This window comes from Bacillus proteolyticus, assembly GCF_001884065.1.
Lineage (GTDB): Bacteria > Bacillota > Bacilli > Bacillales > Bacillaceae_G > Bacillus_A > Bacillus_A proteolyticus.
Genome location: NZ_MACH01000055.1, coordinates 15,818 through 39,342, shown reverse-complemented (window position 1 = coordinate 39,342; position 23,525 = coordinate 15,818). Strand labels below are relative to the sequence as shown.

General features: G+C 36.3%; 25 protein-coding genes. 1 reads left to right on the top strand and 24 read right to left on the bottom strand.

Annotated elements, in window-relative coordinates:
* Positions 1-55: 55 nt before the first annotated feature.
* The 11 genes from dinG to BAQ49_RS08195 all read right to left on the bottom strand — a co-directional run bounded on the left by dinG (position 56) and on the right by BAQ49_RS08195 (position 10,966).
* On the bottom strand, positions 56-2,860 hold the full coding sequence (gene dinG, locus BAQ49_RS08245) for an ATP-dependent DNA helicase DinG (protein WP_071744927.1): 2,805 nt from the start codon (positions 2,858-2,860) through the stop codon (positions 56-58).
* 128 nt (positions 2,861-2,988) lie between these two features.
* Entirely contained in the window at positions 2,989-3,372 is a 384-nt protein-coding gene (panD, locus tag BAQ49_RS08240) for an aspartate 1-decarboxylase (RefSeq protein WP_071744926.1), read from the bottom strand.
* A 12-nt stretch (positions 3,373-3,384) separates the two neighbouring features.
* Positions 3,385-4,233 (bottom strand): pantoate--beta-alanine ligase, encoded by an 849-nt coding sequence (gene panC, locus BAQ49_RS08235; protein WP_071744925.1) that lies wholly within the window; start codon positions 4,231-4,233, stop codon positions 3,385-3,387.
* Complete coding sequence (gene panB / locus BAQ49_RS08230; RefSeq protein WP_071744924.1) at positions 4,233-5,069, bottom strand: 3-methyl-2-oxobutanoate hydroxymethyltransferase; 837 nt, start codon at positions 5,067-5,069, stop codon at positions 4,233-4,235. The genes panC and panB overlap by 1 nt, the downstream gene beginning before the upstream one ends.
* Positions 5,070-5,411: 342 nt before the next feature.
* A complete protein-coding gene (locus tag BAQ49_RS08225) occupies positions 5,412-6,392 on the bottom strand; it encodes a biotin--[acetyl-CoA-carboxylase] ligase (RefSeq protein WP_071744923.1) in 981 nt (326 codons plus the stop codon).
* Positions 6,377-7,570 carry a CCA tRNA nucleotidyltransferase gene (locus tag BAQ49_RS08220; protein ID WP_071744922.1) on the bottom strand — a complete coding sequence of 398 codons (1,194 nt, stop codon included), beginning with the start codon at positions 7,568-7,570 and terminating at the stop codon, positions 6,377-6,379. Before BAQ49_RS08220 ends, BAQ49_RS08225 begins: the two co-directional genes overlap by 16 nt.
* The gene (gene bshA / locus BAQ49_RS08215; RefSeq protein ID WP_071744921.1) at positions 7,557-8,702 is read right to left on the bottom strand and encodes an N-acetyl-alpha-D-glucosaminyl L-malate synthase BshA; all 1,146 of its coding nucleotides are present in this window, start codon (positions 8,700-8,702) and stop codon (positions 7,557-7,559) included. Before bshA ends, BAQ49_RS08220 begins: the two co-directional genes overlap by 14 nt.
* Positions 8,699-9,403, bottom strand: coding sequence for a bacillithiol biosynthesis deacetylase BshB1 (bshB1, locus tag BAQ49_RS08210; RefSeq protein WP_000015676.1), 705 nt, complete (start codon positions 9,401-9,403; stop codon positions 8,699-8,701). The genes bshA and bshB1 overlap by 4 nt, the downstream gene beginning before the upstream one ends.
* 11 nt (positions 9,404-9,414) lie before the next feature.
* Positions 9,415-9,810 (bottom strand): methylglyoxal synthase, encoded by a 396-nt coding sequence (mgsA, locus tag BAQ49_RS08205; RefSeq protein WP_000684753.1) that lies wholly within the window; start codon positions 9,808-9,810, stop codon positions 9,415-9,417.
* A gap of 14 nt (positions 9,811-9,824) precedes the next feature.
* Positions 9,825-10,625, bottom strand: coding sequence for a dihydrodipicolinate reductase (gene dapB / locus BAQ49_RS08200; protein WP_071744920.1), 801 nt, complete (start codon positions 10,623-10,625; stop codon positions 9,825-9,827).
* A complete protein-coding gene (locus BAQ49_RS08195) occupies positions 10,622-10,966 on the bottom strand; it encodes a nucleotide pyrophosphohydrolase (RefSeq protein ID WP_002158575.1) in 345 nt (114 codons plus the stop codon). Before BAQ49_RS08195 ends, dapB begins: the two co-directional genes overlap by 4 nt.
* Before the next feature lie 384 nt (positions 10,967-11,350).
* Between BAQ49_RS08195 and BAQ49_RS08185 the strand changes: the two genes are divergently transcribed.
* Positions 11,351-12,232: a YitT family protein gene (locus BAQ49_RS08185; RefSeq protein ID WP_071744919.1), complete on the top strand. Its 882-nt coding sequence runs from the start codon at positions 11,351-11,353 to the stop codon at positions 12,230-12,232.
* Between the two features lie 28 nt (positions 12,233-12,260).
* Here the strand turns inward: BAQ49_RS08185 and BAQ49_RS08180 are convergent, their stop codons facing one another.
* The 13 genes from BAQ49_RS08180 to hisC all read right to left on the bottom strand — a co-directional run bounded on the left by BAQ49_RS08180 (position 12,261) and on the right by hisC (position 23,414).
* The gene (locus BAQ49_RS08180) at positions 12,261-12,902 is read right to left on the bottom strand and encodes a uracil-DNA glycosylase (RefSeq protein WP_071744918.1); all 642 of its coding nucleotides are present in this window, start codon (positions 12,900-12,902) and stop codon (positions 12,261-12,263) included.
* A 131-nt stretch (positions 12,903-13,033) separates the two neighbouring features.
* A complete protein-coding gene (locus BAQ49_RS08175; RefSeq protein WP_000499538.1) occupies positions 13,034-13,714 on the bottom strand; it encodes a zinc metallopeptidase in 681 nt (226 codons plus the stop codon).
* Positions 13,715-13,819: 105 nt separating this feature from the next.
* A complete protein-coding gene (gene ypjB / locus BAQ49_RS08170; RefSeq protein ID WP_071744917.1) occupies positions 13,820-14,605 on the bottom strand; it encodes a sporulation protein YpjB in 786 nt (261 codons plus the stop codon).
* Between the two features lie 108 nt (positions 14,606-14,713).
* Entirely contained in the window at positions 14,714-15,400 is a 687-nt protein-coding gene (lit, locus tag BAQ49_RS08165; protein WP_071744916.1) for a lipoprotein intramolecular transacylase Lit, read from the bottom strand.
* Positions 15,401-15,425: 25 nt separating this feature from the next.
* Complete coding sequence (lhaT, locus tag BAQ49_RS08160) at positions 15,426-16,016, bottom strand: lipoprotein heptaprenylglyceryl N-acetyltransferase LhaT (protein WP_116733441.1); 591 nt, start codon at positions 16,014-16,016, stop codon at positions 15,426-15,428.
* Between the two features lie 119 nt (positions 16,017-16,135).
* Complete coding sequence (qcrC, locus tag BAQ49_RS08155) at positions 16,136-16,903, bottom strand: menaquinol-cytochrome c reductase cytochrome b/c subunit (protein WP_071744915.1); 768 nt, start codon at positions 16,901-16,903, stop codon at positions 16,136-16,138.
* A gap of 43 nt (positions 16,904-16,946) precedes the next feature.
* Positions 16,947-17,621 (bottom strand): menaquinol-cytochrome c reductase cytochrome b subunit, encoded by a 675-nt coding sequence (qcrB, locus tag BAQ49_RS08150; protein ID WP_000932700.1) that lies wholly within the window; start codon positions 17,619-17,621, stop codon positions 16,947-16,949.
* On the bottom strand, positions 17,622-18,134 hold the full coding sequence (qcrA, locus tag BAQ49_RS08145; protein WP_070141534.1) for a menaquinol-cytochrome c reductase iron-sulfur subunit: 513 nt from the start codon (positions 18,132-18,134) through the stop codon (positions 17,622-17,624). It lies immediately after the preceding gene.
* 143 nt (positions 18,135-18,277) lie between these two features.
* Positions 18,278-18,733 (bottom strand): YpiF family protein, encoded by a 456-nt coding sequence (locus BAQ49_RS08140; protein ID WP_071744914.1) that lies wholly within the window; start codon positions 18,731-18,733, stop codon positions 18,278-18,280.
* Between the two features lie 155 nt (positions 18,734-18,888).
* Positions 18,889-19,425: a ReoY family proteolytic degradation factor gene (locus BAQ49_RS08135; protein ID WP_001095919.1), complete on the bottom strand. Its 537-nt coding sequence runs from the start codon at positions 19,423-19,425 to the stop codon at positions 18,889-18,891.
* A 73-nt stretch (positions 19,426-19,498) separates the two neighbouring features.
* Positions 19,499-20,761: a tetratricopeptide repeat protein gene (locus BAQ49_RS08130; RefSeq protein WP_071744913.1), complete on the bottom strand. Its 1,263-nt coding sequence runs from the start codon at positions 20,759-20,761 to the stop codon at positions 19,499-19,501.
* A 108-nt stretch (positions 20,762-20,869) separates the two neighbouring features.
* Positions 20,870-22,144, bottom strand: coding sequence for a 3-phosphoshikimate 1-carboxyvinyltransferase (gene aroA / locus BAQ49_RS08125; RefSeq protein ID WP_071744912.1), 1,275 nt, complete (start codon positions 22,142-22,144; stop codon positions 20,870-20,872).
* Positions 22,145-22,301: 157 nt separating this feature from the next.
* Positions 22,302-23,414 carry a histidinol-phosphate transaminase gene (gene hisC, locus BAQ49_RS08120; protein WP_071744911.1) on the bottom strand — a complete coding sequence of 371 codons (1,113 nt, stop codon included), beginning with the start codon at positions 23,412-23,414 and terminating at the stop codon, positions 22,302-22,304.
* Positions 23,415-23,525 lie beyond the last annotated feature (111 nt).

Sequence of the window (23,525 nt, the reverse complement as noted above, 5' to 3'; positions counted from 1 at the left end):
CACATTTTTTACGCCTGAAGTTCAAATGTACTTCAGGCGTATTTTTCTTCCAATTTTATTCATTTGACGATTCTTCTAACTGTACTAATAATTCTTCTAACGGTCCTTCATATAGCGGTACAGTTGGGATTGATTGTAAAAATCGTTTTCCATAGGAAGAACTTGTCAAACGACGATCTAATACAAATACAGTTCCCGTATCTGTATTTGTTCTAATAAGACGACCAAACCCTTGTTTGAAACGCAAGATTGCTTGTGGGAGCGCCAACTTAGCGAATACGTCTTCTCCTTGATTTTGTAACCACTCTCCTTTTGCTTCCATCATCGGCTGATGAGGAGGGGTAAAAGGAAGACGGACAATGACAAGACAACTCAGGGCATCTCCAGGTATATCTATCCCTTCCCAAAAACTACTTGTTCCTAACAAAATCGATTTGTCGAACTCCTGGAATTTGCGGATTAGACGACTTCGGCTCTTATTATTCACACTTTGCGTTAATAATAAATATCCTTCTAATGCCTCATCATTTTTCAAATTCGTATACGCTTCTTTCAACATTTCATACGAAGTGAATAAAACGAGCATTCTACCTTTTGTAGCTTTCGCTATTTTCGCAATATGTGTCGATATAGACTCAATATACTCTTCATTACTTGCTTGCTTAATAAAAGGTACATCCGTTGAAACCATTAATTTCATTTGTTCTTCAAAACGGAATGGTGATAGGACCTTTAGTGTATTGGGAGCAAAATCATGTAAACCTAGCTCCTCTTTTATATAGTCAAATGAATCATTAACAGTTAGCGTTGCTGATGTGAAAATAACACTCTTTTTCTGTGTTAAGAATTCATCAGCAAATCTTTCACCAATATGAACAGGCTGCGCATATAAAACTGTTGAATGAATCGTTCCCTTCGTTTCAGTCTCCATCCATGTCACGTATGAATTTTTTTCTAAAATGAGTAATTGTAAAGATTGTGTCATCTTTCTCAACAACTCAATTAAATGCATAAATTCACCTGTAACGACATGCATCTCCCATTCTAATTTACTTTGCAATATATCAACTTGCTTCTCAAGTGTAGTCAATAACTTTCTTACATCATACACAAATCGATTTGTTAACTCGGTAATGCTATCCCATAACTTACCTTTCTCTACTTCCGTGTTATATCGATAAATGAGCGGCATATTGCTCATCCCTTGTTCCTGCTTTGTTTGTTTAAATACGAAAGTCCGTAACATTTGGAATAGTTCATCCGCATCAAATTTCAATTCCTTCAAACTATGACTCACCATACGGAAAGTCGAACGAGATGCTTGCTCTGATTTTTTCATCATTTTATATACTTTAGAAAGTACATCATCTGTTTCTAGCGTACCAAGACGAGATAAAGCTAATTGAAAATACATGCATGAGAACTGTTCACCTAATGTTCTACTCGCCGCTTCTTCGATGTGATGAGCTTCATCAAAAATAATATGTTCATATGAAGCAAACAGTGGTTCTTCGCTTGAAAAATCTTGAAATAATAAAGCATGATTTGTAATAACAATATCCGCAAATAATGCTTTATTTTTCGCTCGTTGATAAAAACAACGACTAAACCAATTACTTTGCATCCCGCCTGGACTATATGCATCACTACAAATACGGTTCCAAAGTAATTTTCCGCCCTCAGGAATATTTAATTCATCACGATCGCCAGTTTCCGTTTGCAATAACCATACTAAAATTTTTGCCTTTGTGAGCGCCATATCATAATTTTTCTCTTCCTCTTGCAAAGCATATTCAAATTTGTGTAGACAAAGATAATGCTTTCTTCCTTTCAGAAGAGCTACTTCAAATGAAAATGACATTATTTTCTGTAATAACGGTATTTCTTTTTCTAGTATTTGTTGTTGCAGTTGTACAGTTTGTGTACTTATAATGACAGGTTCTTCTTTTTTCTTTGCGAAATAAATACTTGGAAGTAAATATGCAAGAGTCTTCCCCGTACCTGTTCCCGCTTCAATAAGTGAAAACCTAGAATCTCTTAGCGCTGTATATATTTCCTTCATCATAATCTGTTGGCTTTCTCTTTTTTGAAACTTCGGCATACTTAACTCAAGTTTATCCATTGTCTTATGTAAGAAAGCATCAAATTTAGATGAGCATGTTTCACTGAGACTTAAAGAATAATTCCGCTTTCGAAGCGCAATATTTCGATACACTTCATACCCCTCTGCCCTTTCTTTACCATGCATCATTTTCTTTAAAATATTTTCAGAAAGCACATCAGCTATATCACTTTGGAAAACATCACTTAATTCATAAAGCGATTGCAACGTGACAAGCGGTAACTTTTCGATTTCATTTAAAAATTGTATAAACAATTCCGCTGTTGCAAGAGCATCGCTATCCGCACGATGTGGTTGATCGTGCTCTAGTTCATGTTTCTTAGCTAAATCACGTAATTTATAACTATCAGCTGTCGGCAAAAGAATTTGCGCCAACTCAACTGTATCAACTTTTGGGCAATGTACTTCTGTATATCCAGCCTGCCTTAATTCTTCCGTTAAAAAATTCCAATCAAAGTGAACATTATGTGCAACGAAAGCTGCACCTTGTAATAGCTCAACAATCATCGGGGCTACATCTTGAAATAACGGGGCTTGCTTAACCAAACTCTCATCAATCCCTGTTAATTCTGTAATAAATGGTGGAATCTCTCTCTTCGGATTAATAAAAGATGAAAAAATCTCTAATATCTCTCCATCTTCCACTACAACAGCCGCAATTTGGGTGATTTTATCCTTCCCATCCTTCCAGGAGTTCCCTGTCGTCTCTAAATCAACAACGACATAACGCTTACTCATATATGTAACACCTCAATTTCTTACCTATCAAACACAAAATTATATAATGTTACTATACCACGTTTTATCTCATCTTAATGAAAAGATGCACAAAAAAGCTATCTCCGTAATAGAGATAGCCTTCCTACTTATAATATCGTGCCCGCTTTTTCAGCACCTAACATTTCAATAATTTGATTATCATCGTCTAACACTGCAATTTTTGGTTCTTGTTTATGAACATTTTCTTCTGCCACTAAACCATAGCAAATAATAATAACTTTATCACCTGGTTGTACAAGCCTTGCTGCTGCACCATTTAAACAAACAATACCACTACCGCGCTCTCCTTTAATAACATATGTCTCTAAGCGAGCACCATTATTGTTATTTACAATTTGTACTTTTTCATTTTCTACAATATTTACTGCATCCATTAAATCTTCATCAATTGTAATACTGCCTACATAATTTAAATTTGCTTCTGTTACTGTTGCGCGATGTAACTTCGCTCTCATCATTGTGCGAAACATAGATGCTCCCCCTTATTTAACCGTTAATGTTATATTATCAATTAATCGTACATTTTCAAACTTAACAGCAATTGCTAATATAATTCGTTCTTCAAGTTCATCCATTACTTTTAATGAAGGATATGCATATAAATCAGCATAATCTACAGTTCCTTTTGTATATTTCTCAATATACTCTTTCACAAGATTTGTAATAGTTTCTGGATTACGTTCGCCCGCCTCAATTCTTTCTTTCGCTATGCATAGACTGCGGTATAAATGAGGAGCCTCTTCACGTTCTTCTTGTGATAAGTACACATTACGAGAACTTTTCGCTAATCCGTCCTCTTCCCTTACAATATCCACTGGTACGATCGTAACTGGAATATTAAAATCAGCGACAAACCCTTCAATGACAGCGACTTGCTGTGCATCTTTCATACCGAAATAAGCACGCGTTGGCAATGTGATATTAAATAGTTTCATTAGTACAGTCGTAACACCAGCGAAATGACCAGGTCTTTGTTTGCCACATAATACGTCGGTACGCTTCACAACTTCCACTATTGTCGTTTGTTCTGCTGGATACATTTCTTCTACACTCGGATAAAATAAATAATCAACACCATTTTCTTTTGCTACATTTTCGTCTCTATCAATATCACGTGGGTATCGATCTAAATCTTCGTTCGGCCCAAACTGTAGTGGGTTTACAAATACACTTAAAACTACAATTTCATTTTCTTCCCTTGCCTTACGTAATAAAGTAGCATGCCCTTCGTGTAAATATCCCATCGTTGGGACAAAACCGATACTTTTTCCACTTGTACGAAGTTCGTTTGTAATTTGCTGCATCTCTTGCACTGTAGTTATGATTTTCATTATTGTTTTCCTCCGTATAACGCTAAGCATTCTTCCTCTTTCATTGTGAATGAATGTTTTTCTTCAGGAAATTGCCCTGTCTTTACTTCAGTAACGTATTGCGAAATCCCTCGCACAATTTCCTCTTGAACAGACGTATATTGCTTCACAAATTTCGGAACACGATTTACCCCGTACGAAATAAGATCATGGTATACAAGAACTTGCCCATCTACTTTTTGTCCTGCTCCAATTCCAATTGTAGGAATTGTCATTTGCTCTGAAATAAGTTCTGCTAATTGCATTGGCACACACTCTAACACAAGTGCTATCGCACCAGCTTCTTCACATTTCTTTGCGTCTTCTATTAATTTCTTTGCACTTTCAGCATCTTTCCCCTGTACTTTATATCCACCTAGTACTCCTACAGATTGAGGAGTTAAACCTAAATGTGCCACAACGGGGATTCCCGCATTCGTCAAGTAGTGAATAGTTGATATAACTTCTCCAGCACCTTCTACCTTTAATGCATGTGCACCACTCTCTTGAACAATGCGACGTGCATTAACCATCGTATCTTGCAATGAGATATGATAAGACATGAATGGCATATCAGTTACAATAAACGTCTCTTTCGCGCCGCGGCGTACAGCTTTCGTATGATGAATCATATCCTCTACCGTTACTGGAACCGTTGAATCATATCCAAGTACAACCATTCCTAGAGAATCACCAACTAAAATCATATCGACTTTAGCTTCTTCTGCTAATTTAGCAGATGGATAATCATACGCCGTTAGCATTGTAATCGGCTCACCTTGCTCTTTCATTTTCAAAAAATCTGTTTTTGTTTTCAAAAACTACTCCTCCTTTATGCAGGAGAGAGGAGATGGCCGAAATCATATAAAAAACCCCTCTGGCCATAAAAGGGCAGAAGGGTTGTGTTTTAGTCGGCATTATTCATCCCTCTGTCCCAGTCCGTTATTGGATCAAGGCAGAATCCAAAGTATTATTTTTTCATACTGCTTAAAATAATGGTGCAGTTCGCTTTGATACTGCCCATATTCGAACTAATTATAGCAAACTCTGAAAAGGAATTGCTACATTTTTTCGAAAAAATAATTTTCTATCCTAATTACGGTATGTGAAATTTATCAATGTCTAAATGACAAAAAGAAGCTCCAAAATAGGAACTTCTTTTACTTAATTTCTATATCCGCAGAATGAATGTGATGTACGTATCCTTGATGATCCTCAAGCAGCAATACACCATCCTCTGTAATCCCTTTTGCTAATCCATTAATCGTTTGCTTCATCGTTCGAGCCGTAATTTCTTTTCCGATACTAATTGCGTAACTTTCCCAAAGAATTTTTATAACAGAGAAACCATTTTTTAAATACTCTTCATACAATTTTTCTAGTTGCAAGAAAATTTGTTGCATAAGTTCCGCACGAACAATCGGCTTACCCGATTCAATTGCTAATGAAGTTGCAATTTGCTGAATTTCCTCATCAAAATGTTCTTGTTTCTGATTTGCATTAATGCCAATTCCCATAATAACAGCATTAATTTTATCCGGGTCAGCTTGCATCTCCGTTAATATACCGACAGCTTTTTTACCTTGAATTAAAATATCATTTGGCCATTTAATCCCTACGTTTACACCTGTACATTTTTCAATTGCTTGTGCTACGCTAACAGCTGCTAATAAAGTAAGCTGTGGTGCATGATGAACTGGAATAGATGGACGCAAAATAATACTCATCCAGATCCCTGTGCCTTTTGGAGAATACCATTTTCTACTTAAACGTCCTCTACCTGCTGTTTGTTCTTCTGCAACGACAATTGTTCCCTCTTCTGCTCCTTCATAAGCAAGTCTTGCTGCAATATGCTGAGTAGATTCAACTGATTCTTCAAAATAAACCGTTCTACCGATACGCTCTGTTTGCAATCCTAATTGGATCTCATTAGCAGTTACCTTATCTGGTTTACTAGCAATTCGATACCCTAAGCGGCGTACAGCTTCTAGTTCATACCCTTCATTACGAAGATCCTCCATATGCTTCCATACAGCGGTTCTCGAACAGCCAAGTTTGTCACTAAGTGTTTGACCAGATACAAATGCACCATCTGCTTCAGAAAAAACTTGTAATAACTGCTTTCTTATAGTAGATTGCATCTTTGTAGCCACTCCCTTATATTCTCTTTCTTATTGACTAAATCTCCTTGTACGATTGCTTCTTCAATGTTTTGAAGCATTTCGGCAACCCACGGACCTGGCTTTTTATCTGCCCAGCTTAATAAATCATTACCAGTCACATTCATTTCTTGACGATTTTTTATCGGCAATGCATGAAATAATGATTGTACTTGCTTAACAGACGCGCTATTATAACTTTCTATTATCGCTTCATATACTCTTTCCGCCATTTCAGCAATGTGAATTCCAGTTTTATAAAGAAGGACAGTATCCCATTCCTTCTCCTTTCTAGAACGAATTGCTAATAACACCGCTACAATATCCTTAATCTTTTTATTCGAAAACTTCCATTGACGTAAAAAGACAGATGGATGCTCTTCTCCGATACAATATAAGAAAAATGCCCACGCCTCAATGTCTGTTTCAAAAGAATCCCATTTATACTGCGTAGCTTTCAAGAGTCTTTCTTCTGACATTTGTAAATATGGCAGATGAGAAAATAGCTTCGTTTCTACCAATTCTTGAAGCCCTTTCACACAATACGTACCCGTCAATAACTTTTCGAACTCAACTGTAATTCTTTCAATCGCTATATGTTCGAGCAAATGTCCATACGTTTCAATTGCTCGTTTCGTCTTTGTTTCCAAAGAGAAACCTAACGTACTTACGAACCGAATACCACGCATCATTCGCAGTGCATCTTCTTGAAAACGGTCTGCAGCATCTCCAACCGTTGTAATTTCCTTCAGACGAATCGCTTCTTGCCCAGCAAATAAGTCAATCATTTCGCCTTCCTCTGTCATTGCAATTGCATTCATCGTGAAATCACGTCGTTTTAAATCCTCTTCTAATGAACGGACAAATTGAACACTACTAGGTCTCCGAAAATCTTCATATTCGCTTTCTGTTCGAAAAGTAGTTACCTCATACGGTTCACCATTTTCTACAACAATTACAGTTCCATGCTCAAGACCAACCGGAACATGTCTTGGGAAAATAGCCATTACTTCTTCTGGTAAAGCAGATGTTGCGATATCGATATCTCCAATTGGTCTATCGATAATAAGATCGCGTACACTTCCACCAACGAAGTAAGCCTCATGTCCGTGCTGTTTTAATATCTCAATAATTGAACTAGCTTTTTTAAATCTTTCCATTATTGTCATCCCTTAGTATGTCATAATAAATCGCCTCATACTGTGAAACGATTTTTTCCGAACGAAACTGCTCATATACAGATTTCATCGCCCGCTCTCCCATATTACGGTGAAGTTCTTCATTTTCTAGTAGTTGAATTGCTTGCTTAGCTATTCCATCTGTATCTCCAACTTCACATATATATCCTGTTTCACCATGTTGAATGACCTCTGGAATGCCCCCAACCCTCGTTCCGATACTAGGCACACCACACGCCATCGCTTCTAATATAACTAGACCAAAACTTTCCTTTTCTGATAAAAGCAGCATTAAATCACTCATCGCAAGAAGCTCTGCAACATTATCTTGCTTTCCTAGGAATAAGACACGTTCCTCAATATGTAAACTTTTCACCAATTGTAAAATAGTACAGAACTCTGGTCCATCCCCAACAAGAAGCAATTTCGCATCTACTCCCTTTACAATTTCGGCAAATGACCGCACAACATCCTGTACACGCTTAACCTTTCGGAAATTTGAAATATGAATCAACACTTTTTCATTTTCTCGTATACCATATTCTTTTTTTAATTGAGACATATCCCGTTTGAAATACACACGTTCGTCTACAAAATTGTATACCGTCTCAATTTCTTTATCTGGTTTTACAAGTTCATTCGTTTCTTCAATTAACGAATGTGACACAGCAGTAACTACATCAGATTGTTCAATACCAAAGCGAATTAAATTATTTAACGAAGGGTCGGAACCTAACACAGTAATATCTGTTCCATGTAAGGTTGTAACAATTTTAATACGCTCTCCAATCATTTGTTTTGCTAAATATGCACAAATAGCATGAGGGATTGCATAATGCACATGTAAAATATCAAGATTTTCTCTTTGAGCAACCTCGGCCATTTTACTTGCTAACGCTAAATCGTAAGGTGGATATTGAAATACTGAATATTGATTTACTGCTACTTCGTGAAAATAAATGTTTGGATACACTTTATTTAACCGGAATGGTACACCCGATGTAATAAAATGAATTTCATGCCCACGTTCCGCCAATTGCTTTCCTAATTCCGTTCCAACAACACCAGAACCACCTACAGAAGGATAACATGTAATACCTATTTTCAATCTCATTTACATCCCCCTATTAAATCAGCATGTAATAAAACCGGTTTCTTACTCATAAATCCTTCGGCATACATCACTCCAACTTCTTTCCCAAACATCTTCTCACGAGCAATTACTGTTTCAACGTAACCTTCAGTTAATGGCGTCTTAATACCATCACTTCCTGTTGAAAATTGACTTTCATACGCTTCTAACGCCTCCACCTTTTTAGAAAGGTATTCACTAATATCTATACAAAAATTCGGTTTATGAAAACCATTAATCATATAATTATAAAAAGACTCTACACGGTGCGGCGAAATCTCAGGCATATATTTACGAATTCCCGCTGAGAAGATAGCTTCTTCCACAAGTTTCGCGCAATTAGCATGGTCTGGATGACGATCTTCGTAATATGGTGCGAAAATTAGCGTTGGTTTATATGTACGAATAACCTTTACAATTTCACGTATATATTCTTCTTTCATATACAAACCACGGTCTGGCATTGCTAAATTAATTCTCGTTTTTACTCCCATAATACGAGCTGCAGCCTTTGCTTCTTCTTTTCTTAGTTCTACCGTTCCATTTGAAGAAAGATCAGCTTCTGTTAAATCGCAAATGCCTACTTCATATCCTTGCTTCGTATACTTTGCAATGGTACCTGCCATGCCGATTTCAACATCATCGGCATGAGCACCAAACGCTAATATATGTAATCCACTCATAATTGTTCCCCTCATTTTCTTAACTTTCGGTAATCTAAATCTCCTCGCTCTAATGCATGCATTAGCATTTCAGCACTTGCCATATTCGTTGCTAGTGGGATGGCATATACATCACATAAACGAAGTAACGCATTGACATCAGGTTCATGCGGCTGCGCTGTTAGTGGATCCCGGAAAAAAATCACCATATCCATCTCATTTTTTGCAATCATTGCACCAATTTCTTGATCGCCACCAAGAGGACCAGATTGATATCTTGTTACAACTAAACCAGTTGCCTCCATAATACGAAGGCCTGTCGTTCCTGTTGCAAAGAGTTCATGTTTTTCAAAGATTGGTTTATATGCGTACGCAAACGAAACCATATCATCTTTCTTTTTGTCATGTGCGATTAAGGCAATTTTCATCCGTTGTCTCCCCTTTAGTCGATAATATTTTCTAAACCGTACACAAGATGATCAAGGTTCATTACTGTTTCAATTGATAGTTTTACACCTGACATAAATGATGCACGATTGAATGAATCATGACGAACTGTTAACATTTGTCCATCTCCACCGAACATGACTTCTTGGTGTGCAATAAGCCCTGGTAGACGTACGCTATGAATGTGAATACCGTCTACATTTGCACCACGTGCTCCTTCTAATTGTTCCGTTTCATTAGGGTGTCCTTGCTCTTTTGGTACACGATTTTGACGGATTAATTCTACTGTTTTTACAGCCGTACCTGATGGTGCGTCTAATTTTTGATCATGGTGTAATTCAATTACTTCAACATCTTGGAAGTACTTCGCTGCCATTTGTGAAAATTTCATCATCAGGACTGCACCAATTGCAAAGTTTGGAGCGATAATTGTTCCTACTTCTTTTTCTTTTGCATTTTCTGTTAATTGCTTTAGTTCTTCTTCAGTAAATCCAGTTGTACCAATAACAGATCGAAGTCCACGTTCAACTGCAAGTGTCACATGTTTCTTTCCAATTTCTGGTGTTGTTAAATCTAACAATACATCTGCTTCTACTTCATCTAAACAAGTATGTAAATCCGCGTAAATAGGTGCATCTAACGCTGGCATTCCAGATAAATCAGAAATTCTTTCTCCGCCATGCTTATAATCAATTGCTGCTACTAAATTGAAATGCGCTGTTCTTTCCATTAGAAGGACTGCTTCATGTCCCATACGTCCTCTTGGTCCAGCGATAATTACTTTAATTTCTTTCATGCTTCTTTCTCTCCCTCATCAATACGTGTCCAGCGATCTTTATCACGTGTATTAAATTTATTCATTACAATGTTATGCGCTGTTTCTAAATCAATATTTAAACTATTTGCCATACAAATCATAACAAATAACACATCTCCAAGCTCTTCTTCAATACTTCGTTCTATCTCAGTCGTTTTCTTCGGTTTCTCACCATAATAATGATTAACCTCTCTTGCAAGCTCTCCCATCTCTTCAGTTAAACGAGCCATCATTGCAAGCGGACTAAAATATCCTTCTTTAAATTGACCGATATATGCATCTACTTCCTTCTGCATATCTTTCATCGTTTTCGCTTCCATACTTGTCACCTCTATTCCTTCTTCTTTCATGTTAGCCAATTCATCGCGATTTGACAAATATTATTCTCTCATATCACTATTTACGACTCTTTTTGGGATAGACTATAATAAAGTGAAACTTTCTTTTGCGTGATTTTTGCAAAAGATTAACCTGAACTAATCGGGTCCCTACGGCTAGTTTGTCCTTCTTCTTCGCCTTATCTCCTACCAGCCGTTGGGACGGGGTAAAGTGAAACTTCTTTTGCGTTTTTTGCAAAAGATTAGCCTGAACTAATCGGGTTCCTATGATATTCACTATTTTTATTAGCAGCTAGAAATAACTTATTATGTTTTGCCGTTTAAGCGGAGCAATTCCAATCATTGCATAACTAGGGGGATTTCTATATGAAAGCAAACTTGAAGATTCGAAATATCATTTTTATTTTAATCGGTTCCGCTATTTTTTCTTTCGGTATTGTAAATATCAATATTGAAAACCATCTTGCAGAGGGTGGGTTTACCGGTATTACGCTATTATTATATTTTCTATTTTCGCTTGACCCTTCCTATACAAACTTAATTTTAAATATTCCTATATTTTTTATTGGTTGGAAGTTACTCGGTCGAACAACATTTTTATATACATTAATCGGTACATTTAGCGTATCTTTATTCCTATGGATTTTCCAGCGCTACGAAGTACTCAACTTACATTTAAACTTGCAAAATGATATGACACTGGCTGCTTTATTCGCAGGGGCATTTATCGGTATAGGACTTGGAATTATATTTAAATACGGCGGTACTACTGGCGGTGTTGATATTATCGCAAGGCTAGCTCACAAATATGTTGGATGGAGTATGGGAAAAACGATGTTTATGTTTGATGCCGTCGTTATTGTCGTCTCTATTCTTACCTATTTATCATATCGCGAAGGCATGTACACGTTAGTTGCTGTTTTTATCGGGGCTAAAGTTATTGATTTTATGCAAGAAGGAGCTTATGCAGCAAAAGGTGCAACTATTATTTCTGATAAAAACGATGAAATTGCTGCAAAAATTTTATCCGAAATGGAGCGCGGAGCAACCTTTTTAAAAGCAGTTGGATCCTATACAAAAGTTGAGAGAAATGTACTTTATTGTGTCGTTGCAAAAAACGAAATCGTGAAATTAAAAAATATCATTACTTCTGTAGACCCTCACGCCTTTGTTGCTGTAAGTGATGTACATGATGTCGTCGGCGAAGGATTTACACTAGATGAAAATAAAAATCCGTTACATAATTAAATTCAACTAGAAAAGCTCTTTAGCTTTTCTAGTTTTTTATTATACATCTTTTAAGTTTCTCCAAATCCTCATAAATGAGTTCCAATAAACTCCGATTATAAAAAATTGAAGCTGGATGAAAGGTCGGAAAAATATAATGTTCTTTTTCTGTCCATATAAATTCTGTACTGCTACTATCTTTCAATTGCTGCACGGGTTGTTTTAACAATTCACCATGAACACTCGTAATTTTATTATTTTTACCAACTAAACGCTGCAGTGCAATATTACCAAGTGTGACAATAACAGGCGGATGTATAAGCTCCAACTCATAGTCTAACAAAGGTGCATGAGCAAGTATTTCTCCTTGATTTGGTGTTCTATTGTACTTCTTCTGTATTATTTCGCCATTTCGTTCCCTTTTCTCTCTCCATTTATAAGGTCTACTCCGAACCGCACTCGTAATATATACCTCTTCCCTTGTAACGTGAATACGTTCTAAAAACTCCATTAAATGTTTTCCGGCTCTCCCGCTAAACGGGATACCATTATGAATTTCCGTTTCACCAGGCGCTTCTCCAACAAGCATTAATTTCGGATTTCTAGGACCCTGTCCACTTAAAAAACCTTCTAACTGGTATGTAGCACTTCGCTCCCTCACTTGTTTAACTAAATGTTCTGGATATTCCATGTCTGTCACCTTCTTTCAACATCCCATACTTATCTTTTTTAACTAGTTCTACACCCCATATTATTTCCATTTGTAACATGTTATAAGATTCATTCCACGAAACAAAAAAAGACTATCATAATTGATAGTCTTTAATCGTCGCTACGCTGCATACCAGTATAAATTAATACAAGGCGTAATAATTCAAATACTGCTACAGCCGCCGCTGCTACATATGTTAATGCTGCCGCATTTAATACTTTACGAGCTTGACCGTACTCATCTGTCGATACGATACCAAGTGCTTCAATTTGTTGCATTGCACGTTTTGATGCATCAAATTCAACTGGTAATGTAACAAGTTGGAAAATAACACCTGCTGCCATTAAAATAATTCCTAGTAACAACAAACCAGACATTTGTGCAAATACACCAATTAGTACAAAAACCCATGACATGTTTGAACCAAAATTAGCAACTGGCACTAACGAATGGCGTACACGCATGAAGTTATAATCTTTCGCATCTTGAATTGCATGTCCTACTTCGTGTGCTGCTACAGCTGTACCAGCAACTGAATGTCCATAATAGTTATCTGTTGATAATCGGACTGTTTTTGCGGTTGGATCGTAATGGTCCGACAAATGACCCGGCGTTTCCTCTACAGCTACATTGTACAATCCATTTTCATCTAAAATTTTCCGAGCAACTTCCGCTCCTGTCATACCTGAAGTTGAATAAACTTGTGAATACTTGCTATAGGCACTACGTACTTTTGACTGTGCATACAACGGTATGATCAAAATGATCGCGAAGTAAATTAAATAAAACATCATAAACCTCCATTGAAGTTTTAATTATAGTACTTCTCATTCTATTTTTTTCTTGCACCATTGTCAATAAATAAACCTTACAATCCGTATCTTTATTTATACACATTATCTATCTTTAGAATGCAAGTTACTTCTCCGTTTCTCTCTCTCCCCTTTATACTTTCTCCATCCAACATACGTTAAAGTGAACAAAATAAGTCCTCCAGTAATGGTCATAAACCAAATGAGAGAGGGAGCAATCTCATCTTTTTTTACTGTATGAAATATTTTTTGCAAATCACCTTTAATAATCCCTAGTTGCATTTGTCCACCTTTCGTTTTTAGCATAACGTTACGAAATTCATCCAAATAAGATAAATGTGCATTTACACGCTGCGCTTCGTTTTCTGGCAGGGCAATCATTAAACTCGGATAAATAATATTAAATTCATTCAAAAATGTATTTAGTGTCTGTTGGAACTGCCCATCATCTTCTTTTTTCATTGCTTTTTCTACTTGAGAAAAAGCATCCATTATCTTTCCTTCTCTTTCCATCCAAAGTGGCTGATATTTAGATACTTGTGCATCAACAGCAAGTTGTAACGCTAACATATTATCAACTTTAACTTGCTTATCTAAATCTTCCGCGAGAGATTGTTTCGCCTTATCGTATGCCAAAGAAACGACTCTAATTTGTCCCGGAGTTACTTTTGAATTATTTTCATTTTCCTTTGATAGAAACTGCTCTGAGAAATGGCGCAGTACTTGTATTGCCTTCTCATCTTCATTTTTCTTTACTAACTGTAAAGAGTCATCTAGCAATCCAGTTAGTTCACTCCACTCTTCAGCATATATACGTACTGGAAACATTATAATTAGAAATGCTATCAGTCCAATTAATGTTCTCTTCATCCCGGTCCCCCCTATAACTACTAGTACAAAATATGTGGAGTTGGACAAGAATAGAACAGAACAAAATCAAAAAAATATATTATCTCTATGAAAACAAAAAAATTCTCTTTAGGCAGAGAATTTTTTCTTTGAAACCCTTTTCTTTTTCACTAAATATTTATACACACCGTAACAAAGTACGCTTCCACTTAAAATCAATAATAAAATAACACATGCAGCATGCATAAAGAATTCTTCCGGTAACATTAAAATAATCGGATCTGTTTCAATATCAAACATCCAATAATCATTGCTAAATAAAAGCTTATGAAATAATACGAAACTCTTTTCAAAATCAATGGCAATCGGTAACGTAAGAGCTATCGGAAAAAGAATTGTAAGAATCGATCCGTGAAGTAAAAACTTTTCTTTTTTCTTTTTTAGTAAATACGTTCCTCCTAATAAAGCAATTACAATCGTTCCATACATTATATATTGAATCTTTACTAAAATATTTTTAACATCCACAAAATGAATGCGACCATTTGTAGACATGTCTAATGTCGGCAATTGTAATGCACCTTCATAAAACGGAGATAAATATGTAATAAGCACATCATAGTTTCTTTTAATTTCATCTTTCGTCATATCCGCTAAGTCTGGAATATTTAAGAAATCAATTTCAAAATAATACAGCCATTTTCCATATACAACTACCATTGTCGCGAGAGCGAAAATAGAAAATGCTATGCTATATGAAACAACTAAAGTAACCAATCGATCCAATATGTTTATACCACTCTTATTTTTCTTCATTTTCTCCCCCTAAATGTCCTCACCATCATAAATAAAACTGTTTTCGGTTCTCACGTAAGCAATAATAATATGTAATACACAGTACAACAATACTTAGCCAAAACGTAAAATAACCAATTTTCTCTGCAAACAAATGCATAATTCCGTATCTCGGCATTTGCCAAAATAAATAATCAATTGCATCATTATGTAACGTCCATATGCCAGCTACAATGAAATGCCATTTTTTTATCCGATAAAACGGAGCATATAACACTCCCTGCACCGCCATTGCAAAATGAGATAACATTAACATATATCCCATAAGACCAATAGGACCTTTTACATAAATCAAAACCCCATTTACAACAACCGCCCAAATACCATATTTTATTAAAGTAACTATCGCTAATGCCTCTATTAATCCCCAGTTCTTCTTTATCAAAAAAGCGATTAGAACAAAGACAAAAAAGAGACTCGCCATCGGGCTATCTGGTACAAACGGCCAAAATATTAGGGACGTTTCTTTTAATTGATTTCCATACCATATAAACCCGTAAATTGTGCCTAATATGTTAACAATCAATAAAAATAATAATACTGAGCGCTGTCTTAACATTGCATACACGTAAACCAATCTGTATGTCCAACACCTTTCAAGCAAAGTAATTCATTCACTAAATCCTACTCTATTATAACAAACTTCCTCTAACTAAATAGAAAAGCTGACTACAAAATTTGTAGTCAGCTTTTCTATTATTTTTTATTATACTTTGCAACGAATTCCGAAAGCTTTTTCAGCTCTTCATCCGTTCCTTTAAATACACCTTTAGGCATTGCACCTTTACCATCTTTCGCAATTTTAGCGATTTCTTCCGGTTTTAAAGTTAAGTTTTGTAGAGCTGGTGCTGCTGCACCACCTTGTAAGTTTTCACCATGACATGTTAAACAAGTATTTTTTTGCATGAGTTTGTAGCCGTCATCATTTTTATCAACTGGTGCTGTTTTTACAATTGCTCCTTGCTTTTTTGCAGCTTCCCAATCATGGTGTGCTACAGATTCCCAAGTTAAGAAAATGATAGATGCAATTGCTAAAAGCATAAATCCAGTTGCTACTGGACGCTTAAATGGTGCTCTTTCTGGGCCACGATCAAGAAATGGTGCTAACAATAATGCTCCAAACGCGATACCTGGCATAATAAACGCACCAATTACAGTAAATGAACCCGAAGCATATGAATACTTTAATAACTGATACAAGAATAAGAAATACCAATCTGGAAGTGGTATATATCCGGCATCTGTCGGATCCGCCATTCTCTCAAGCGGTGACGGATGTGCCACTGTTAAACATAAATAACCGATTAAAAAAACTGCACCAACCATCCATTCTTTTAACAAGAAATTCGGCCAAAACGCTTCTGTTTTCCCTGGATATTCCGAATAATCTTTTGGAATATTTGGTTTCCGAGCTACTGGTACTCGAGAATCTCCTACAAACTTCATCCCTTTGCCGCGATGCATAATCTCCCTCCTTTAGTTCTTTCCCCTTTAATTTAGCAATCTCTTATAGCGGACCGGAAATACCTTGTTTGCGAATCATGATGAAGTGGAAGGCCATTAAACCTAGAAGTGCTGCTGGTAAGAAGAAGACGTGAATAGCAAAGAAGCGAGTTAATGTTTGAGCGCCAACAATTTCGGAATGACCAGCGAGTAATGTTTTAATATAAGGACCAATGAGCGGCGTTTGCTCTGCAATTTGAATCCCTACTTTCGTCGCAAATAACGCTTTCATATCCCACGGTAATAAATATCCGGTAAAGCCAAGACCTAACATAACAAAGAAAATAAGAACACCAACAATCCAGTTTAACTCACGAGGCTTTTTATACGCACCTTGGAAGAAAACTCTGAGTGTATGTAAAAACATCATTACAATTACGAGACTAGCACCCCAGTGGTGCATACCACGAACAATTTGCCCGTAAGCAACTTCATTTTGTAAATAATAAACCGATTCCCAAGCGTTTTTAATATCAGGCACATAATACATCGTTAAAAACATTCCAGATAAAATTTGAATTACAGTAACGAAAAAGGTAAGTCCTCCAAAGCAATAGACGAATGCAGAAAAGTGATGTGCCGGGTTTACATGTTCAGGTACTTCATGATCAGCGATATCGCGCCATATTGGTGTAATATCTAATCGTTCATCTACCCAATCATAAATTTTATTTAGCATCTACTTTCCACCCCCTCTTGGCTTCGCTTTTCCTAAATACAACGTTCCATCTTTCACTTTAGACTCGTACACATCAAGCGGAGCAAGAGGCGGTGTGCCTTTAATGTTAACCCCATCTTTTGTATAACGGCCCCCGTGACACGGGCAAAAGAATTGATTCGGATGTGCTTTGTCCGAATTCCAGTTAACTGTACATCCTAAATGTTTACATACCGGAGAGAACGCAACAATGTCTCCGCTTTCATCTTTATGAACCCAAGCTGATTTTGGCTCTTCAGACTTGTACCAACCATCAACCTGCTTCACCTTAAAGTCAAAACGCTTCGGCTCTGTTGTAATATCTTTTACTTGTGCAACAGCAACCATGTCCGTTCCCGCTTCTTTTCTTAACACCGGATCAAGCGCAAATCGCGTCATCGGCATTAAAATACCCGCTGCCATAAAGCCTCCTACCCCTGTAAGTGTGTAATTTAAAAATTGTCTTCTTGACACACGATGTTCTTTCTCGCTCACGAAAATTTCCCCCCTCTATCAGAAATTGTCCCCTCGTGAAAAATAATATAAAAAATAAAAACTAGGACACTATCATGATATAATACCCTCATGCACAGGTCAATATCATACTACTCATAATAATAAGAACTTTCTGTTTATTATTATTTTCCCCATCTTTCTTCTAACATTACCATAATATTTTTTATATGAGCGTGAATGACTTCTCTCTTCGCTTGATCACTAAATTGCTCTAACGCCAATGAAGGAAACCAAAATAAATCCCCTGGTAACTCTTGCATATCTTCTTTCCATGAAAAATCACTTGTAACATAAGCAATATGCTTAAAACCTTGGCTTTGCAAATGATCTGTCCACTCTTGCAAACGAGCTTTTTCTTTCTTTTGACTTTCTACTAAATACGTAAATGCAGGTAGTAAAAGCACTCTTCCTTTATATTCTCTTTCCAACTCCATACTCAACAATTCTATAAATTCACCTTGTTCTACTACCATTTTCATTTCTTTTGCTGCTGAAATTGATAAAAGAGGTATTACTCCTGTATCTACATACTCTCTTGCTTGCTCAAACTGTTCCACGTCTTTTACAATCCATTTCACATTTCTCCCCTCCCTCTAATCAAAATGACAGAACTTTCACTTTATATATATTAAACCATACTAAAAGAGGTAAAAAAAGAAAAACTACCCAAGTTAGATAGTTTTTCTTAAAAAAGAGTCTGAAATTTGTAAAAATTTAATAATCCAAATAAATTCTATAAAGTCTTTAACTCCGCTGTTAACCTATGAAACGCTTCCTTATCTTGCTTATCCAGCGCTTCATCAATTTGTTTCAAAAGACGTTCTCTTCTAAACGAAAATACACTCTCTTCTAAAAATCTCTCTGCAAGTAAACGATCCTTTTCATTTACTTCAATATGCTTTGGTAAATATGGATTGTCTTCTAATACAGCTACATAATTTGCATTTTGGAACGATGATTTAAAGTTGAGTTGAATATAAATATCCTCATCTCGATTTAAACGAATATCATGAAACGACTTTTCAGCATCTGTTGTCATAACATTTTGTTTAAAAAAGTGAAACGGTGTGTCCTTCACGCAATTTGCTGACATCACTAAGCCACGCGGACAATATTTTGCATGCTCTACGAAGTGGACTTTATGCATTAATTGGTCGTGACTCATTAAATAATTCAAAATCCATACACATTCACGCTGTTTCAGTTGGTAGTTATTCAAAAACCATTTTACAAAATCCTTCTTCTCGTTTACAGAAACAGGGGTATTCATAGCAATTAAGTCCCTCCTCTGTCTTTCTCTTTTCTTTTTAGATTCAAGAAGCGGCATTCAGTTTCCTTCCAACTTATGAAAAATCCTCTAAATTATATAACAACTCTTCAATATGAATTTGTGTCGGGTCTAGTTGTAATAACTGAACAAACACTTCTTTGGCCTCTTTTCGCATTCCTTCTTCCAATAAGAAATAGCCGTACTCTTCCAAGAAGTCTGGATGATTCTTAAAAGAAGTATATGCACTTTCATAGTGTTTTAATGCATCCGAATACATTTCTAATTGTTTTTTTGCAAACGCAAGATCCCAAAGTAATTGTGTATCTTGCTCTCCACTATCAATAGCACGCTCTACAACTGTAATTAACTCTTCATACTTTTCTTGTCCTTTTAAGATATACGCATATTTTAATATTGCACCTAAATGTCCTGGATCTAACTCAAGCGCTTTTTGAAGTACTTCCTCTGCCTCTGCTACTTTTCCTAATTTAGCTGCAATGTTCGCTAATTCTACATAAAACGGAACAGCAAGCTCATCTACTTTAATTCCTTCATGAAGTGTTTCATAGCTTTCTTGAAGCATTCCTTCTTTTTCATAGCTTTTCGCTAAATACATGTATAGTGATGCATACTCAGGGTCTAATTCTTTTAGTTCTTGCCAAGCACCAATTGCTCTTTGATATTCTTCTCCTTGATATAATGTGAACGCATATCCAAATAAGGAGTGAATATCTTTTTGTTCCTCTAAGCCTGCTTCATAGTAAGAGATCGCCTCTTCCCAGTTTCCAATCGCACTTAACGTTTCTGCAAGGCGAAGTGCAATGACAACACCACCCATTACTTTATGCTCCGCTAATAGCGACTCGTAATAAGTGATTGCCTTTTGTTCTTCACCTTTACTACTATATAATTCTGCTAATCCAAACGTAATAACAGGCTCTTCAGGCATGATTTCTTTCGCCTTCAATAGTTTTTGCTCTGCTACATCATCAAAACCTTGCATTTGGAATAAATCCGCAACAAGTAATAACGATTGAACATATAAATCATCATTTTCTGGAATATCATGAAGTACTTCAATTGCTTCATCTTCTTTGTCTAAATCAATATATAATTCTGCTAAAAATACCGTAAATTCACTTTCTTCCGGATATAATAAACGTAAGTCTTCAGTAATTGCTAACGCCTCATCCGTAAATCCAAGTGTATGATAGTAGCGAGCGATATCATACTTCTCTTCATCATTCGCAACTTGTAATTGTTCTTTTAATAATTGTAATCCTTTTTCCGCTTCACCATTTTCAATATATGTAACAGCTTGTTCAAACTTTTGCATAAACGTCTCCTTTAATTCAAAAAATATTTCTCTTCTGTTCACTTATCATAAGCAACTAGGTGTAAGAACGCAACCTTTTGAGTAAACTGCCTCTTCCTATACTTTCTCTTATAGCGCAGCTAATTGTTCAAAAAAGTTCGGATACGATACAGAGACCGCATCGCTATTCTCTATTTTTACTTCTCCATCTATAATACAAGATGCGATTGCTAGCATCATCCCAATACGATGATCGCCGTGACTATTAACAGCATTTCCTTTTAAATTTTGTTTACCATATATAATCATACCATCTGGTGTAGCTTCAATTTTCGCACCTAATTTGCCTAATTCATCTACAACAGTATCGATACGGTTTGTTTCTTTTACTTTTAACTCCTCAGCGTCTTTAATAACAGTAATTCCTTCTGCCTGCGTTGCCAATAAAGCAATTACAGGAATTTCATCAATTAACCTTGGAATAAGCGATCCACCAATCTCTATTCCTTTTAGTTTCGATGTTTCAATCGTAATATCCCCGCACGGTTCAAACTCTTCGTTTCTAATATTATCGATAGAAATAAGTGCACCCATCTTTGTTAAAACATCTAAAATCCCTGTTCGCGTTGGATTTAAACCGACATTTTCCAATACAAGCTTACTTTTTTGGACAATTGCACCAGCTACTAAGAAAAATGCAGCCGAAGAAATATCTCCTGGAACTTCTATGTCTGTCCCTTTAAGTTGTTGGCCACCTTGTAATGACACGGTACGTTCATTAACATCTACTGTACAACCGAATGCACGTAACATCCTCTCTGTATGATCACGAGACTGCATAGGCTCTGTTACTGTAGTTACACCTTCTCCTTGCAAACCTGCAAGTAAAACTGCCGATTTCACTTGTGCACTTGCTACTGGTGAATGGTAATGCATACCTTTCACCTTTCCACCACGAATAGATAAAGGTGTATATTGTCCATTTTCTCTACCATCAATTTGAGCGTTCATCTTACTAAGCGGGTCTGTAACACGTTTCATAGGACGTTTTCCAATTGATGCATCACCGATTATCGTACTATAGAACGGCGTATTAGCTAAAATCCCAAGCATAAGACGAATAGTCGTCCCTGAATTCCCCACATCTAATACTTCTTTCGGTTCTTGTAAATTATGTAATCCTTTACCGTAAATCGTGACATCGTTACCACTCTGTTCAATCTTGACACCTAGTTTTTGAAAACATGCAATTGTACTTAAACAATCTTCTCCTAATAAAAAATTTGATACTTTCGTCGTCCCTTCTGCTATCGCCCCAAACATAACAGAGCGATGCGAAATAGATTTATCTCCTGGAACAACAATTTTTCCATTCAAACTATTTTTTCGTCCTACTAGTTTCAAAATGTATCCTCCTCACATTTTAAATAAGTTATATGTACAATAGTCCTTCTTATACGTCTACTTCTATTGTAACGTTTTCTTTCTTGAACGTGCAAACAACTCCCCTTATTACAGTTCAAATAAAAAAGACTCCTATACTAGGAGCCTTCACTATTTATTAAGAATACGTTTCTTCTTTTTTCACTTGTTCTTTTACAAGTTCCGTAAGCAACTCAATAATCTCAGCATTTTCTTCTTTAAGCCCAACAGTAATACGAATACCATCATGTATACCAAATGCAGCACCAGAACGAACGATATATCCTTTTTTCATTAATCGTTCGAAAGCTTCATTACCAGGTATACCGAGCTTCAAGAAAATAAAATTCGTTTGGGATGGATAGTAGAATACGTTATATTCCTTACAAAATGCATAATATTGATTTAACCCTTCGGCATTTTTCTTCACGCACTCTTGTAAAAACTGTTGATCTTCTATTGCCGCTAATGCTACTGCTTGGGCGATAGTTGATGTGTTAAATGGCAGTCTCGCTACCTCTAGCTGCCCTATAAGCTTTGCATCCCCAATCGCATATCCAATACGAAAAGCAGCTAATCCATATGCTTTTGAGAATGTGCGTAGCACCATAAGATTTTCGTATTTTTCAAGAAGAGGCAATGTTTGCGGATAATCTTCTGCCCCAGCATATTCATAATATGCTTCGTCCATAATAACGAGCACTGACTTTGGAACTGATTCTAAAAATGAAAGTAATTTTTGTTTTTCTACATATGTACCTGTCGGGTTATTCGGATTACAAATCCATACAATCTTCGTTTTGTCATCTACTTGTTGCAACATCGCATCTAAATCGTGAATACCTTCTTTAAGTGGTACTTCACGAACTTCCGCTCCTTCAATAACAGCATGGTGATGATATTGCGAGAACGTAGGGTTCGCCATTACAACATTTGTTCCATTATGGAGCAAAGCACGACTAATCATTTGAATGACTTCATCTAGCCCACTACCAAATAAAAGTTGTTCCGCTTTTACACCTAAATGCTCTGCTACTTTCTCCCGAAGTTCAAAAGCCGCCCCATCCGGATAGAGTGCATATTGATTGGCTAACGAAGTTAATGCTTCTGTCACACGCGCAGAGCAGCCAAATGGATTTTCATTCGACGCTAACTTCACAATTTTTGACAATCCATATTCTCTTTTTACTTCTTCAATATTTTTCCCAGGTACATATGCTCTCAAAGTTAACAATTGCTCTTTTACTCTCACTTTTCTTCCCCCAGTCATTGATATGATTTATAATTCCTTACTGTCATCTTTAATCATAACCGTCACCATTACGAGAATACCTCTACATATGCATTTCATACCTATTCTACA